This window comes from bacterium (assembly GCA_030685015.1).
In the GTDB taxonomy this organism is placed as follows: Bacteria; CAIWAD01; CAIWAD01; order CAIWAD01; family CAIWAD01; genus CAIWAD01.
Map to the genome: position 1 here is coordinate 63,073 of JAUXWS010000087.1, position 15,115 is coordinate 78,187.

Sequence of the window (15,115 nt, forward strand, 5' to 3'; positions counted from 1 at the left end):
CCATGGCCTACGTGTTCCATTTCCCCGACCTGGGCGAGGGCCTGACCGAGGGCAAGCTGCTGCAGTGGTACGTGCAGGAGGGCGCCCAGGTGAAGGAGGGCGACCTCATCGCCAAGGTGGAGACGGACAAGGTGGTGGCGGACATCCCGGTGCCACGCTCCGGCCGGGTGAGGAAATTGCACGGCCGGCCCGAGGAGATCCTGCTCGTGGGCAATCCGCTCATCGAGCTGGACACGGAAGGCCAGGCCTCGCCCCTGGCGGCGAAACCCTCCACCGCTGATTCCGCGGCCGGGGAAGCGGGACCGGGCGTGGTGGGCAACATCGAAGTGGCCACCGGTCCCGAGGTGATGCCCGCCACGGGTGAGGGATTGGCTCCCGCCCCCACGTCCGGAGCAGCCCCCGGGCGCCGCGCGCAGGCCACACCCGTGGCGCGCCGCATGGCCATGGACCTCCGGGTGGATCTCAACCAGGTGACGGGCAGCGGTCCCCAGGGCCGCGTGATGAAGGCCGACATCCAGCGCGCGTCCCAGGCTCCCGCCGTCCAGCCGGCGGACGCCCCGACCGCGCCGACGCCCCCCCTGGCGACGGAAACCCGCGGCGGCACGCGGGTGGAGCCGCTCAGCCAGTTGCGCAAGACGGTGGCGGCGCGCATGGTGCGGTCCAAGTTCAGCGCGCCCCACGCCACCACCTGCGAGGAGGTGGAGGTGGGCGCCCTGGTCGAGCTGCGCGACTCGCAGCGCCCCCGCTACCAGGCAATGGGCCTGCGCCTCTCCTACATGCCCTTCATCTGCCGGGCCGTGGCGCTGGCCCTGCGCCGCCACCCCAAGCTCAACAGCCGCCTGGACATGGAGGCGGGAACCGTCACCTGGCACGACTTCGTGCACCTGGGCCTGGCCGTGGACACGCCCGACGGCCTGATCGTGCCGGTCATCCGGGACGCCGACACGCTCTCCATCCGCGAGCTGGCCATGCGCATCGCCGACCTGGCGGAGCGGGCGCGCACCCGGCAGATCCGCCTGGACGAGCTGCGGGGCGGCACCTTCACCATCACCAACTACGGCGCCATCGCCGGCATCCACGGCGCCCCCATCATCAACACGCCGGAGTCGGCCATCCTGGGCGTCGGCCGACTGCGGGAGGTCCCGGTGGTGAAGGCGGGGGCCGTCCTGCCCGGCCATGTGCTGCCCTTGTCGCTGGCCGTGGACCACCGCATCATCGACGGCGGCGACGCGGCGCGCTTCCTGCGCGAGGTGATGGACCTGCTGGCCGATCCCATCGCCATGCTGATGGACTGAACCGGCGGGAGGCGGCTTTGTCGTCCGCCTGCGACCGCGACGAGGCCGGGCAACTGGAAATGGACCAAATGAGAGCGGGTGGGACATGGCAGCCTTCGATTGCGTGATTGTCGGCGGCGGGCCGGGCGGTTATGTCGCCGCCATCCGCGCCGCCCAGTTGGGTCTCAAGACCGCGCTGGTCGAGCGCGCCCGGATGGGCGGCCAGTGCCTGAACTGGGGCTGCATCCCATCCAAGGCGTTGATGGAGAGCGCCAAGCTCTTCGATCGGATCGGCCGGGCCGGGTCCTTTGGCATCGACGGGATCGATCCGGCGGCGCTGCGCTTCAACTGGAGGAAGGCCTCGGCGCGCAAGGACAAGATCGTCCTCAAACTGGTGCGCGGCGTCGAGTTCCTCATGAAGAAGAGCACGGTCGACGTGGTGCAGGGCGAGGCCGTCATCGAGGACGCGGGCCGCGTGCGGGTGGACGATCGTTTGCTGGAGACCCGGCACATCCTGCTGGCCACGGGCGCCGTGCCCGACGACAGGGCACTGGCCAGCCTGCCGGCGTCCCTGGTGGCCACCGTGCCCGCCTTCTTCGCGCGCCAGGACCTGCCGGACGAGATCCTGGTGTGGGGGGCCAACGGCGCCGCCTGCGAGATCGCCCTCATGCTGCGGCTTTCCGGCCATGCGGTGCGCCTGGCGGCGCCCGACCAGCACCTGCTCGGCTTTCTGGACCACGATCTGCGGGACTACGTCCACAAGCGCATGGTGAAGCTGGGCATTCCCCTCCACCTGGGTGTGGCGGCTCCCCATTCACCCGAGGCTGGCCAGCTTTCCATCGAGGGGGAGACCTTCCCGTGCGGCTTGGTGGTGAACAGCGCCGACCGCCTCCCCGTGGTGCCCCGGTTGGGATCGCTCCACCCCGCCCGGGATGGGCGGGGCTTCCTTGTCGTGGACGGGCACGGGCGCACCAACGTGCCCGGCCTTTACGCCGCCGGCGACGTGACCGGCCTGCTCTGGGCCCAGGCAGCCAGCGCCCAGGGAACGGCGGCGGTCAGCCACATGGCGGGCCGAGAACAGCCGGTGGACGTGGCCCGCATCCCGGTCAACCTCTACCTGGATCCCGAGATCGCCGCCGTGGGCATGACGGAGGAGCAGTTGAAGGAGCTGAATCTGCCCTACCGCAAAGGAGAATTCAGCCTCTCCGTCAACGGCAAGGCCCTGGCCGAGGGCAACACCGAGGGCTTTGTCAAGGTGCTCGCCACCGAGCCCTACGGCGAGGTGGTGGGCGTGCACGTGGTGGCGGCCAGCGCCACCGACCTGATCAGCGAGGCGGTGGCCCACATGAAGCTGGAGGCGACGCTGGAGGACGTGGCCGGCGCCATCCATGCCCACCCCACCCTGAGCGAGGCCTTCTGGGAGGCCAGCGTCGACGCCCTGGAGCGCCCCCTGCACAAGTGATGGTCGGGCCGGCCGGTCCGGCCAGCCCGTCGCGATGAATCCCGCCCGGCGCGGCGGCGCTCAACCGTCCGTCCCTGCCGTCCCGCTCTGCAGGCGAACGGAGCAGGCCGCGTTCCATGCCCCTGTCCCGCCCATGCTCTACATTGATTGTGTCACTCCCACCAGCCAATGGCGAGGTTCATGATGGAATTCAAGGAAATCAACCTCGAAGCAGATTGGGGCGAATGGATGGACCGCCTGCGCCAGCGGGCCGGCCACCTGCTGGGCATCGTCCTGCTGCTCGTGCTGGCGCTCAGTTCCTGGTTCACGGTGGGCCCCGAGGAAGTCGGCGTCGTGCTGCGCTTCGGCGCCTACACGAGAAAGGTGGATCCCGGCCTTCATCTCAAGTTCCCCTTCGGCATCGAGCAGGTGACGAAGGTGCCTGTCGAGCGGCAGTTGAAGGAGGAGTTCGGCTTCCGCACGGCCAAGGCCGGCGTCAACACACAGTATGCCAAGGGGGATTTCTCGGGTGAATCCCTCATGATGACGGGCGACCTCAACCTGGCCGATGTGGAGTGGATCATCCAGTACCGGGTGGCCGATCCCTTCAAGTACCTCTTCCGCGTGCGGGGACCGCGCGAGACCCTGCGCGACATGACCGAGGCCGTCATGCGGCGGGTGGTGGGCGACCGCAGCGTCAACGAGGTGCTGACGGTGGGACGCCAGGAGGTCTGCCTGGCCGTCGAGGAGGAGCTGCAGCTGCTCTGCGTGCAGTACGAGACGGGCATCAAGATCGAACAGGTCGTGCTGCAGGACGTCAACCCGCCCGATCGCGTCAAGCCCGCCTTCAACGAGGTGAATGAAGCCCAGCAGGAACGCGAGAAGCTGATCAACGAGGCCCGCAGCGAGTACAACCGCATCATACCGAGGGCCCGCGGCGAGGCGGAGCAGACCCTGCAGCAGGCCGAGGGCTATGCCATGGACCGCGTCAACCGCTCCCGCGGCGAGGCGACCCGCTTCAATTCCCTCTTCACCGAATACCAGCGCGCGCCCGAGGTGACACGGACCCGCATCTACCTGGAGACGATGCGCGACGTGCTGGCCAAAAGCGGGCGCAAAGTGGTGCTGGACGAGGCGGCCAAGGGCCTGCTACCACTCATGCTCTTTGATGGACAGGCCGCCCCTGCGGCCACAGGGGCCGGCACGGGAGGTGCACGATGAAACTGGGCGTCAAGATCGGCATCGCCGCGGCAGGGCTCTTCCTGATCCTGTCGGCGATCTATCAGGTCAACGAGACGGAGCAGGTCATCATCACGCAATTCGGCCGTCCAGTGGGCGGCGCCGTGACCAAGGCCGGCCTCCATCTCAAGGTGCCGCTCATCCAGGAGGTGCATCGCTTCGACAAGCGCTTCATGGCCTGGGACGGGGATCCCAACCAGGTGCCGACCCGGGACAAACGGTTCATCTGGATTGACACCTACGCCCGCTGGCGCATCGTCGACCCGCTGCTCTTCTACCAGCGGCTGCGGGATGAGCGCGGCGCCCACAGCCGCCTGGACGATATCCTGGACGGCGAGGCGCGCACGGCCGTGGCCCGTCACGACCTGGTGGAACTGGTGCGCACCACCAATCGCACCCTGATCAGCGCGGAGGACGTGGATTCCCTGGCCGGGGAAGGGGCCGGCCCCATCAACACCGGGCGGCAAGTGATCAGTGCCGAGATCCTGGCCAATGCCCAGGCGCGGGTCAAGGACCTGGGCATCGAGGTGCTGGACATCCGCTTCAAGCGCATCGGCTATGTGGAGGAAGTGCGCCAGAAGGTCTACGAGCGCATGATCAGCGAGCGGCGCCGCATCGCCGACCAGTACCGTTCCGAAGGCCAGGGCGAGGCCAGCCGCATCAACGGCGAGCGGGAGCGCGAGCTGAAGACGATCAGCTCCGAGGCTTACCGCAAGGCCGAGGAGGTGCGGGGCAAAGCCGACGCCGAGGCCACGCGCATTTATGCCGGAGCCTACAACCAGAACCAGCAGACCCGGGATTTCTACACCTTCATGCGCACGATGGAGAGCTACCAGGAAAGCTTCAACGGAGAGACGGCGCTCATTCTCTCCACTTCGAGCGAGTTCTACCGTTTCCTGTCGAGGGGGGGCCGCTGACCGGTGGCCTTGGGTGCGATCCAGGCCCATGTGGGCCGCTGTGCCTTCCACCGCCTGCTCGATTCCGGCAATGGATACCGGCTCGAGCAGTTCGGGGAGGTGTCGGTGGCGCGACCAGACCCCCATGCCCTTTGGTCGCCGCGCCTGCCGCGCGCGGATTGGGAAGCGGCGACGGCTTGGTTCCACCGCGAGCAGCGCTTCGGCACCAGCCACTGGGAGCGCCGCGCTCCCCTTCCCCAGCCCTGGCTGGTCCGCCATGGCGACCTCGCCTTCGAACTGGCCCTGACCCCTTTCAAACACACGGGCATCTTTCCCGAGCATGAGCCGAGCTGGTCTTGGCTGCAGGAAGGCCTGCGCGCCTGGCGGGAGCGCCATCCCGGCCGCGCCCCCCGCGTCCTCAACCTCTTCGCCTACACGGGCGCCGCCAGCCTGGCGGCGGCCGCCGCCGGGGCCGAGGTCTGCCACGTGGACGCCGCGCGGGAGGTGGTGGCCTGGGCACGGCGCAACCAGGCCCATTCCGGCCTGGGCGAGGCGGCCCTGCGCTGGATCACCGACGACGCGGGTGATTTCCTGCGCCGCGAGCTGAAGCGCGGCCGCCGCTATGACGGCATCCTGCTGGACCCGCCCGCCTACGGCCGGGACCCCAAAGGCCAGGTCTTCCGCTTCGAGACGCATGTGGGTCCGTTGTTGGCCGACTGCCGCCGCCTGCTGGGAGACGAGGCGGACTTCCTCCTGGTCCATGCCTACTCCCTGGGCTACTCGGCCACTGTCATCGGACAGTTGCTGGCCGCCCACCTGCCGGAGGACGGAATCGAGCTGGGCGAGCTGCGCCTGGATGAGGAGGCCCGTCCGGGGCTGCCCTCCCGCCAGCTGCCCTGCAGCGTCTTCGCCCGCTGGTCGGCGCGGAGCGGGCGGTGAGTGGACTCGTCCGCCCAGTTCCCGAGCTGGACGGCGACCAGCCGGTGGGCGTCTGGCCAGGCAGCCCGCCCCGGGTCCTGTGGAGCGACGCCCGGCTCCTGATCCTGGTCAAGCCTTTCAACATGCCGGTGATGGAGGATGAGAGCGGCGACCTGGATCTTCTCTCCTGGGGTCGGGCCTGGGTGGAAAGGATTTACCACAAGCCGGGCCGCGCCTGGCTGGGCCTGATCCACCGCCTGGACCGCCCCGCCGCCGGACTTGTCCTGTTGGCGCGCACCTCGCAGGCCGCCGCCCGGCTTAGCGCCCAGTTCCGCCGCCGCACCGTGGGCAAGGTCTACCGGGCCTGGCTGCATGGGACCCTCGACCGCGCCGAAGGCCGCCTTGAGCACCGGCTGGCCAAGGAGCGAGACCGCAATTTCGTGCGCCTGGCCGACGCCGGGGATGCCGCGGGGCGGGAGGCCCGCCTGGCTTATCGCCTGCTGGAGCGCCGCCTCCTGCCCGGCCACGGCCCGGCCACTGAAGTGGAGATCCGCCTTGAGACTGGCCGCCCCCACCAGATCCGTGTCCAGTTCGCCGCCCTGGGGCACCCCCTCGTCGGGGACCTCAAGTATGGCGCCGCGTCGCCGCTGCCGGAGGGGCAGCTGGCCCTCTTCGCGGCCGGGCTGGCGGCGGCCCATCCGGCCGGTGGACGGCGCATGAGCTGGACGGCGCCCCTGCCGGCAAAGTGGGGCTCTTGGTAGGCGGACGCGGCCCTGCCACCGGAGTGGCGGCTCTCCGCACCCGGCTGGAGACATGCCGGCGCCTGATCGTCCTCTGCGCCCCCGGCCTTTTCCCCGCCACCGGTCTCCCGAGCCCCGGCGCGACTATCGTCCTTGAGATGTCCCGCTTCTTCGAGGACGTCCTCCTGGTGGACGAGGAGAGCGGGGCGGCGGCCTGGCATGGTCGGCAAGGACTGCTACAAGGAGATGCGGGCAGCCTGGCCAAACGCTTCCTGACCCTGGGGGCGGATCTCTGCCTGGTGGCGGGCGCCCCCTGCCGGACCCCGGAAGTGGCGGCCGTGGTGGTGGCGGCCTGGCGGGCCGGCGTGCGGATCGTCGAGCTGGGTCCGGCACCCTCGGAGCTGGCCCCGCTGGCCGGGGAGCGGGTGGACGGGTCCACGGAGGAGCTGCTGGAGGACCTGTGGGATCGCTTTCTCGGGGATGGGGCGGATCATGCCTTGAACAAAGGGGTGGATCGACTGGGACGGCACACCCCATAGGGTCGGGCGTCCGCCCCTGCCCTGTCACCAGGACGACACATCCGGTCGGGGGTGGGTCCTGCAGGTTGCCCCAGCGTCCAGTCGATCAACGGTGGCGGACTGAATCCTGCGAAAAACACCCCACGGACCGGGAACCTGACCTGGAGCTTTTCCGTTTGGCGGCTCGCTCCCCATGACGCCCTTCGAAGGGCGGGTGGGGGGAGGTGGGAGGGCGCAAAAAAAAACTGTCTGGATGAGCGCCTCAGGGACTCGCCCCGGTCCCACCACGCGCCGCTTCGCTTCCACCACCCGGTGGCATAAGCCCGTAGCGCCGATCCGCCACGGCATCCAGCCCTGCGCGCTCCTGCCGCACCGCCGCCAGGTCCAGGTCCACCACCGCCCCCTCGCGATCATAGAGCGGTTCCAGGAACACATGCCCGTCCCCCATGCCATAGGCCGCGCTGCCGCCGTCGAAGGCGGTGTTGCCGCTGCGCCCCAGCCGGTTGGCTCCCGCCACCGTGATGCCATTCTCCATGGCCCGGGCGCGCAGCAAGTGATGGAAGGCCAGGTGCCGTGCCCGCGGCCACTGGGCGGGGAGCAGCACCAGTTCGGCGCCGCGGGCGGCCAGGTCGCGGAAGAGCTCGGGGAAGCGCAGGTCGTAGCAAATGGCGAGACCCACCCGCAACCGCTTCCCGTCCATGACCAAATCGGCGACGCAAGGGGTGTCGCCCGCCCGCACCCACGCCGGCTCGCCCATGGGACCGAAGAGGTGCAGCTTGTCGTAGCGGGCCAGGATGCGGCCATCCTGGATGAGCCAGGTGCGATTGGCCAGGGCCGGTGTTCGAGCGTCCCTCAATCGAAGGGGCAGTGACCCGGGGCACAGCAGCAGGCCCGGCCGCCGCGCGCTCCAGGCCAGGAGGGGGGACAAGGCCCCTTCGTCCTCCAGGGTCCCCCGGGCGAGGCGTCCGCCGTCGAAAGTCGCGTTCCAGAACTCGGGCAGCAGGATGACCCGGGCGCCCTGGTCCGCCAGGTCCTCCAGCCGGTCGGGCAGCCGGGCGAGCGGGGGGGCCTGCTCCGGATCCAGCTGGAGCACTCCCAGCCGCACGCTGGCAGCCGGTCCGTCCGGTCTTCCACTGGAATCAGCCACCCGAATCCTCCTCTTTGCCGTTTCCAGGATGCCCAACACCTCCACCCGACCTGGTCACACCACCCGCCGCATCCAGTCACCGCGCCGGTAGGCGCGCTGCAGGATCAAGGCGTAGGCCGTGAGATAGATCGCCAGCGCGGCGAAGCCTTCCAGGATGCCACCCTTGAAGCCGTAGATGATGACAGCCGAGACGGGCAGGAAGACCAGCCAGTTGAGACCCACGTCCACGCGCATGACAAAGGCGGTCATCCCCGCGCCCTCCAGGCAGCCCGCCGTTGTCATGCCCAGGGCGTCCAGGGCCTGGAAGAGCCCCAGCAGCCGCAGGGGCCAGCGGGCGGCTTCATGCACGGCCGGATCGCTGGTGAAGAGCGACATGAGCGGGTCGGGCGCCAGGATGAACACAAGGCCCAGTCCGCTCATGAGCAGCATGCCCAGCTTCTGGGCCTCCCAGCCCGCCCGCTTCGCCTCCTCGGGCCGGCCCGCCCCCATCAACTGCCCGATCAGGGTGCTGGCCGCGATGCCGATGCCGAAACCCGGCATGAAGGAAAAGGACAGGATGGTGAAGACCACATTGGTGGCCGCCACCTCCACCATCCCCACGTGTCGCATCATGGCAATGAAGAAGGTGAAGCCCGCCAGCACGAGGAAGGCCTGGGCGGCGGCCGGCGCGGCCAGGCGCAGCAGGTGGGCGGGACCCTCCGCGGCATGGGCGGCGCGCCGCAGGACCATGCGCCAGTGGAATCCCCAGCGGTCCCGCAAACCGGTGCGGTAGGCCTGCCACAGGAAGAGGCCGCAGCCGGCGGTGGTGGCCAGCAGGGAGGCCAATCCCGCTCCCGGCGCCCCAAGGGCGGGGGCGCCCAGCCGGCCGAAGATGAAGATCCAGTTCAACGGGATGTTGAGCAGGTTGATGGCGATGGCCACGCGCATGTGCTGCTTCGTGTCGCCCACGCCGTTGTAGAAACCCCGCAACGCGGAGATGACGACGAAGGGCACCAGGCCGCTGATCCGCCACAGCGAGTAGTGAAGGCAGGGCTGGTAGAGCGGATCTTCCGGCCCCTGCAGCACCAGACCGTAGTAGACAGGGTAGATGAGGAAGAGCAGGCCGGTCAGCGCCAGGGCCAGCGGCAGTCCCGCCTGGAGGGCCGAGGCGAGGGCCCGCCCCGCCGCCTGGTGGTCCTCCTGGCCCGTGCGGCGGGCCGTGAGGATCTGGGTTCCCGTGGCAAGATGCCCCACGGCTCCCATCACCATCCACACGGCGAGGCCGGCCAGCCCGGTGGCGCCGAGGGCCACCACGCCCAGGCGGCCCACCATCATCGTGTCGACCATGCCCACCACGGTCTGGCTGAGCTGGGAGATGACGACAGGGACGGCCAGGCGGATCACCTGGCGGGAGAGCGTGGGGTGCAGCAGGCTCATCGGGCCGAGAGGTCCATCTCCTGCCCGGGCAGCGCCTCCTCGACGACCAGGCCGGGATCCTGCTCCAGGGCGGCCCAGCCCAGGCGGCGGGCGGAATCCTTGCGCCCGGGCAGCATCACCAGGTGGGAAGGGGCCACGCGCCGCAGCATGTCCAGCAGTTCGGGCAGGCTGGAATGCGAGGAGAAGAGGTAGCTCTCGATGCGGCAATGGCGCGGCAGGGCCACGCCGGCGAAGTCCAGCTGCTCGCCGGGGGCGGACTGCAACACCTGCTTGGCGAAGCTGCCGCCCGCGGCATGTCCCACGAAGAAGATGGCGTGCAGCGGCAAGGGCAGCAGCTGGCGGGCCAGGCGCCAAGAGGCGCTGTGCGGCTGCATCATGCCGGAGGGCACCAGGAAGATGCGCGAGCCGGACAGGTCCACCTCATCCTCGTCCAGATCGAGGATGTCCACCATCGTCTCCACGAACTGGAAGTCCGGCAGCAAGCGGCGGTCGTGGGCGGCGAACTGGTCGTAGAGCTGGGCGATCTCCCAGGCCCGGCGGCCCAGGTAGACGGGCAAGGGGGGGATGCGGCCCTTGCGTTTCAGGCTGTGCAGGATGTAGAGCAGTTCCTGGGCCCGGCCCATGTTGAAGACGGGCATGAGCAGGGAACCGCCCACGCCGGCCACCTCGCGGATGCCGGCGGCCAGCCGTTCGATCTCGTCCCGCCGGGAGAGGGTGGCGTGCTGCTTGCTCCAGGCCACCGTGCTCTCGCTGACCACCACATCGGCGCCGGGCGGGTAGATCGCGCCCTGGATGACGCTTTGCGGCCGCCCGCAGATGTCCGCCGTATAGTAAAGGGATCGACCCTCCACTTCAATCAGCCAGCTGACGCTGCCCAGGATGTGCCCGGCATCCAGGGGCGTGAGGAAGAGGCCGGGATCGGCCGCCACGGGATTGATGCGCACGCCCTTTTCCACGAAGCGCAGGCGGTGGTCCAGGTCCTGCACGTCGGCTGGTCCGTAGAGCGGCTCCTCCGCGCTGTCGCCCGCCTCGCAGGCCTGGGCCCACAGGGTGGCGTGCCGGCACAGCTGGAGGCGGGTCAGGCGCCAGGTGGCCTCCGTGCACAGGATGACGGCCTCGGGCCAGCGGGCGGCCAGCACGGGCAGGGCGGCCATGTGGTCCACGTGGGCATGGCTGATCAGGATGGCGTGGACGGGGTAGTAGTCCTGGTGGCGGTCCAGCAGACTGAGGTCGGGCAGGGCGGCACGTCCCTCGATGATGGGATCCAGGCCGGCATCCAGCAACAGACCGGCCTGCCCCGCGCTCAAGTGGCGGCAATGGGCGGCATGGTCGCCGGCGGGTCCCAACAGCGTGAAATACATGATGGAATGTAGCAAAGCTGACCATGCAGTCCGGTGAAGGCGCCGGATCGACAGGCCCAATCATGTGCGGGGAGACGGCGCCCCCCATCCCTCACTCAAGTTGTCCCACAGCTTTGCCGATGAGCACTTCGCCGGTGAGTCATGAAGTCACCGGTCACCCGGTCCTCTGCGGGGGATCGGTTACAACTGCTGCGACGCCGGGGCTTGGCCCCGGCGTTTTCTCACATGGGCTGTGAATCAGGTGTGGCCAGACCTTGGGTGCCAGCATCCCGCTGTCCGGTGCTACAGGCATGGGGCATCAGGTCGTCACCGGGTTTGTTGTGAATCCTATGGCCTGTGCCAGTCTGCGGACAGGTGTCCGACACTTCGTCCGACACCTGGCTAACCTTTGCCCCCCGACCGGGGATGGGGGCGGCGCAAGCGCTCACTGACATGGACAGATCTGGCTTGACCAGGCCACTTCCTCCCCGGTCATCCATACATACATCCAGCTTACGATCCATTCTCGGGGTGATTGATCGCGGTGATCATGGACTCAGGTCGTGGGATTGTCAAGATGCTGGGACAGGAGTCGGACGAAGTGTCGGACTCCCTGGTAGATTCTGCCCACTTCCTGCAGGCAGGCCGCGGATCATCCCGGGGCATCAGTCCGCCCAGGACGCCGCCATGCGGCGCATGACGCCGCGGTGCTCCGCCTCGTGCTGCAGCAGGTGCGTCAGGATCCAGTCCGGGGCCGCCGCCCCTTCCAGTCCCAGGACCAGCTCTCCCAGTCCATCCTCCCGCAGGCGGAGGCATTCCGTCACAAGCCGCGAGCGGGACTCCTCCAACGCCGCGAGCAATTCCGGCAGGGTGGCGGTCCCGGCCCGGGCCAGCCGTCCGTCCGGGTCCAGGACATCCGCGATGGGCAGCAGCGCCAGTGCCTCGGCGGGAATCTCCCGGCCCAGCAGGTCGCAGTAGAGCCAGTCCAGCTCGATGGCGGCCAAGTGGGCCAGGTGGGCGGCCAGACTGTTGGGGAACTGGGGCGAGGACCAATGCAGACGCTCGGGCGGCACCGCCGCCACGACGCGCAGGGTCCGTCGCCGGCCCTCCTCCAGTTGGGCCAGCAGCAGGCTGAGCCTGCCATCGCCCCCCGCCGCCGGCAAGCGAAAGGGATCTCTCATCCGGTCCGACCCTTGACGGGGCGGGCGGGCACGCCGGCCACCACGGCGCCGTCGGGCACGTCCTTCGTCACCACGCTGCCCGCCCCCACCATCGCGTCCCGGCCGATCGTCACGCCGCAAAGGATGGTGGAACCAGTGCCGATGGAGGCTCCCGCCAGCACCCTCGTGCGCTCCAGGGTCCAGTCCTCCTCGGTCTGGGGCGAGCCGTCCGCCCGCGTGGCGCGGGGGCGCCGGTCATTGATGAAGGAGACGTTGTGGCCCACAAAGACGCCGTCGCCGATCTCCACCCCCTCGCAGATGAAGGTGTGGCTGCTGATCTTGCAGTTGCGGCCGATGCGCGCGCCCTTCTGGATCTCCACGAAAGCGCCCACCTTGCTCCCATCGCCGATCTCGCAGCCGTAGAGGTTGACAAAGCAGAAGATCCTGACCCCCTCGCCCAGCTTGACGTCCGGCGCGATCCTCGTATAAGCCTCCATCCGGCCATTCCTTTCTCCAGGTGAACTCCCCTACGACAGCTCAGCCAGCTCCACCCGGCGGCCGCCCTGGCGCAGGCTGTGCTCGGCGGCCTCCAGCATGCGCGTCACGCGCAGGGCGTGGGCCGGGCCGCAGAGGGGTTCGGCGCCCGTGCGGATGCCGGCCAGGAAGTCACGGGCCATGCCCGCCAGCGCCTCGCCGCCGTCCAGGCGCGGCGCGCGCATGTCCCCCGTGCGATAGCTGACCAGCGTGCGCCAGATCTCCTCGGGCCGGGTCAGTTCCACGCCGCGGTCGTACACCTTGATCTTCTCGCTGGGCTCCATGTCATCGTACACGACCATGTGGCGGTCGCCGCCGATGAGGATGCGCCTCACCTTGACGGGGGCGATCCAATTGACGTGGAAGTGGGCGATGAGCTGGTCCGGATAGAAGACCGTCAGGTAGGCCAGATCCTCGTGCTGGTAGTAATGGCGGGCGCCGCAGGCCTGCACGGCCTGGGGCTCCACCCCCGTCAGGTGGTCGCAGATGCTGAGGTCGTGGGGCGCCAGGTCCCACACCACGTTGGTGTCGTGCTGGAAGAGGCCCAGGTTGACGCGCACGCTGTCGAAGTAAAGCAGGCGGCCCAGTTCGCCGCCGTCCACCAGCTCGCGGATCTTGCGCACGGCCCCGGTGTAGAGGAAGGTGTGGTCCACCATCAGGGTCAAGCCCTTGCCCCGGGCCAGTCCGATCAGTTCGCGGGCCTGGGCGGCGCTTTCCGTGAAGGGCTTCTCCACCAGCAGGTGGCAGCCCGCCTCCAGGGCCAGCCGTCCCAAGTCGAAATGGGTGGAGAGGGGCGTGGCCAGCGCCACGGCGTCCAGCCCTTGCCCGAGCATCTGCTCGAAGCCGGCGGCCACCCGTGTTCCGGGAAATCGCCGGGCGGCGGCGGTGCGGCGCCCCTCGTCGAGGTCGGTGATCCAGAGCTCCTCCACGTCGGGCAGGGCCTGGAAATTGCGCACCAGATTGGGTCCCCAGTAGCCGAGCCCCACCACGCCGAATCTCATGATCACCTCGCTGGTCGACCGGACAGTGTCACTCTTCTTCGCTATCGCTTTCGGTACTGATCTCGATATCGATATCGATATCGGTATCGATTCCGGGTTCGGCCCTCAGACCAATGTCCATGCGCGAAGCCACTTATAGACTGTGAGTCTGACTGCAAGCCGAGAAACAATCTCGATCACGATATCGATATCGATAGCGATAGCGATAGCGATAGCGATAGCGATAACTGTGGTCAAGGTCGGATGAAGGCCCCGGTTTCTCCAAGCCGCGCCCAATCGCCACCTTTCCGCCTGCCCGAGCGGCCGGGGCGGCCGCCGGGGGACCATCAGCACGGAGCTGTCATGCCCGTCCCCTTCCTTGATCTGAAGATCCAATACCAGAGCATCAAACCCGAGATCGACGAAGCCATTGCCGGCATCCTCGCCCGGACCGAGTTCGTGACGGGTCCCACCGTCCGCGCCTTCGAGGAGGCCTTCGCCGCCGCCCACGGGGTCCGCTTCTGCGCCACCTGCAACAGCGGCACGGCGGCCCTGCATCTCATGCTGTGGGGGTTGGACATCGGACCCGGCGACGAGGTGCTCACCGCCGCCAACACCTTCATGGCGACGGCGGGCGGGATCAAGCTGGCCGGCGCCCGGCCCCGCCTGGCCGACGTGCGCGAGGAGGACTTCAACCTGGACCCGGAGCGCGTGGAGGCGGCCCTCACGCCGCGCACCCGCGCCCTCCTTCCCGTCCACCTCTACGGCCAGTGCGCCGATCTGGCCCCGCTCGCGGAGATCGCCCGCCGCCACGGCCTCCTGCTTCTGGAGGATGCCGCCCAGGCCCACCTCGCCACCTTCGAGGGCGGGCATGCCGGGCAGCATGGACGCGCCGCCGCATTCAGTTTCTACCCGGGCAAGAACCTGGGAGCCTACGGCGAGGGCGGCGCCGTGCTCACCAACGACGAGGACCTCTGGCGGCGCATCTGCCGCCTGCGCGACCACGGCATGCCCGAGAAGTACCTGCACACCGAGTGGGGCCACAACTACCGGCTGGAGGGCCTGCAGGGGGCCGTCCTCGGCGTCAAGCTGCGCCATCTGGAAGCCTGGACGGAGGCCCGTCTCCAGGTGGCCGCCTGGTACCGGGAGGAGCTGGCCGGCCTGCCCGGCCTCCTTTGTCCGCAGGAGTTGCCCGGCCGCCGCCATGTCTACCACTTGTTCGTCATCCGCGTGACGCCGGAGTCCGGCATCAGCCGCGATGCCCTGATGGCCCGTCTGCAGCAGGCGGGAATCGGCTGCGGCCTGCACTATCCGCGCCCCGTCCACCTGCAGCCGGCGGCGGCGGAACTGGGCTACCAGGCCGGGGACTTCCCGGTGACGGAGCGCCTCGCTGGCGAGATCCTCAGCTTGCCCATGTACGCGGAGCTGACGCGGGAGCAGGTGGCGGAGGTGGGTCGAATCCTGCGCTCAGCCCTGTCCTGATGGGAGCTCCCATCGTCAGCCGCAACCCGC

The 15,115-nt window shown here is 69.1% G+C and carries 14 protein-coding genes; 8 read left to right on the forward strand and 6 right to left on the reverse strand.

What is annotated here, in order from left to right; genetic code table 11:
• Positions 1-2 precede the first annotated feature (2 nt).
• The 7 genes from Q8O14_12465 to Q8O14_12495 all read left to right on the forward strand — a co-directional run bounded on the left by Q8O14_12465 (position 3) and on the right by Q8O14_12495 (position 7,047).
• Positions 3-1,295 (forward strand): dihydrolipoamide acetyltransferase family protein, encoded by a 1,293-nt coding sequence (locus Q8O14_12465; GenBank protein MDP2361541.1) that lies wholly within the window; start codon positions 3-5, stop codon positions 1,293-1,295.
• 85 nt (positions 1,296-1,380) lie between these two features.
• Positions 1,381-2,736, forward strand: a complete 1,356-nt coding sequence (locus tag Q8O14_12470) for an FAD-dependent oxidoreductase (GenBank protein ID MDP2361542.1) — start codon at positions 1,381-1,383, stop codon at positions 2,734-2,736.
• A 180-nt stretch (positions 2,737-2,916) separates the two neighbouring features.
• Entirely contained in the window at positions 2,917-3,936 is a 1,020-nt protein-coding gene (gene hflK, locus Q8O14_12475) for an FtsH protease activity modulator HflK (protein ID MDP2361543.1), read from the forward strand.
• Positions 3,933-4,871: a protease modulator HflC gene (gene hflC / locus Q8O14_12480; GenBank protein ID MDP2361544.1), complete on the forward strand. Its 939-nt coding sequence runs from the start codon at positions 3,933-3,935 to the stop codon at positions 4,869-4,871. Before hflK ends, hflC begins: the two co-directional genes overlap by 4 nt.
• A gap of 3 nt (positions 4,872-4,874) precedes the next feature.
• The gene (locus tag Q8O14_12485) at positions 4,875-5,789 is read left to right on the forward strand and encodes a class I SAM-dependent methyltransferase (GenBank protein MDP2361545.1); all 915 of its coding nucleotides are present in this window, start codon (positions 4,875-4,877) and stop codon (positions 5,787-5,789) included.
• Entirely contained in the window at positions 5,786-6,529 is a 744-nt protein-coding gene (locus Q8O14_12490; GenBank protein ID MDP2361546.1) for an RNA pseudouridine synthase, read from the forward strand. The genes Q8O14_12485 and Q8O14_12490 overlap by 4 nt, the downstream gene beginning before the upstream one ends.
• 137 nt (positions 6,530-6,666) lie before the next feature.
• Complete coding sequence (locus tag Q8O14_12495) at positions 6,667-7,047, forward strand: hypothetical protein (GenBank protein MDP2361547.1); 381 nt, start codon at positions 6,667-6,669, stop codon at positions 7,045-7,047.
• A gap of 241 nt (positions 7,048-7,288) precedes the next feature.
• Here Q8O14_12495 and Q8O14_12500 read toward each other — a convergent pair whose 3' ends face one another.
• The 6 genes from Q8O14_12500 to Q8O14_12525 all read right to left on the reverse strand — a co-directional run bounded on the left by Q8O14_12500 (position 7,289) and on the right by Q8O14_12525 (position 13,624).
• Positions 7,289-8,173: a nitrilase-related carbon-nitrogen hydrolase gene (locus Q8O14_12500; GenBank protein ID MDP2361548.1), complete on the reverse strand. Its 885-nt coding sequence runs from the start codon at positions 8,171-8,173 to the stop codon at positions 7,289-7,291.
• A gap of 54 nt (positions 8,174-8,227) precedes the next feature.
• A complete protein-coding gene (locus tag Q8O14_12505; GenBank protein ID MDP2361549.1) occupies positions 8,228-9,589 on the reverse strand; it encodes an MATE family efflux transporter in 1,362 nt (453 codons plus the stop codon).
• Entirely contained in the window at positions 9,586-10,950 is a 1,365-nt protein-coding gene (locus tag Q8O14_12510) for an MBL fold metallo-hydrolase (protein ID MDP2361550.1), read from the reverse strand. The genes Q8O14_12505 and Q8O14_12510 overlap by 4 nt, the downstream gene beginning before the upstream one ends.
• A 644-nt stretch (positions 10,951-11,594) precedes the next feature.
• The gene (locus Q8O14_12515; GenBank protein ID MDP2361551.1) at positions 11,595-12,110 is read right to left on the reverse strand and encodes a DinB family protein; all 516 of its coding nucleotides are present in this window, start codon (positions 12,108-12,110) and stop codon (positions 11,595-11,597) included.
• Positions 12,107-12,586: an acyltransferase gene (locus Q8O14_12520; protein MDP2361552.1), complete on the reverse strand. Its 480-nt coding sequence runs from the start codon at positions 12,584-12,586 to the stop codon at positions 12,107-12,109. The genes Q8O14_12515 and Q8O14_12520 overlap by 4 nt, the downstream gene beginning before the upstream one ends.
• Before the next feature lie 30 nt (positions 12,587-12,616).
• Complete coding sequence (locus tag Q8O14_12525; GenBank protein MDP2361553.1) at positions 12,617-13,624, reverse strand: Gfo/Idh/MocA family oxidoreductase; 1,008 nt, start codon at positions 13,622-13,624, stop codon at positions 12,617-12,619.
• A 342-nt stretch (positions 13,625-13,966) separates the two neighbouring features.
• Here Q8O14_12525 and Q8O14_12530 point away from each other — a divergent pair, with 342 nt between their 5' ends.
• Entirely contained in the window at positions 13,967-15,085 is a 1,119-nt protein-coding gene (locus Q8O14_12530; protein ID MDP2361554.1) for a DegT/DnrJ/EryC1/StrS family aminotransferase, read from the forward strand.
• Positions 15,086-15,115: the final 30 nt, after the last annotated feature.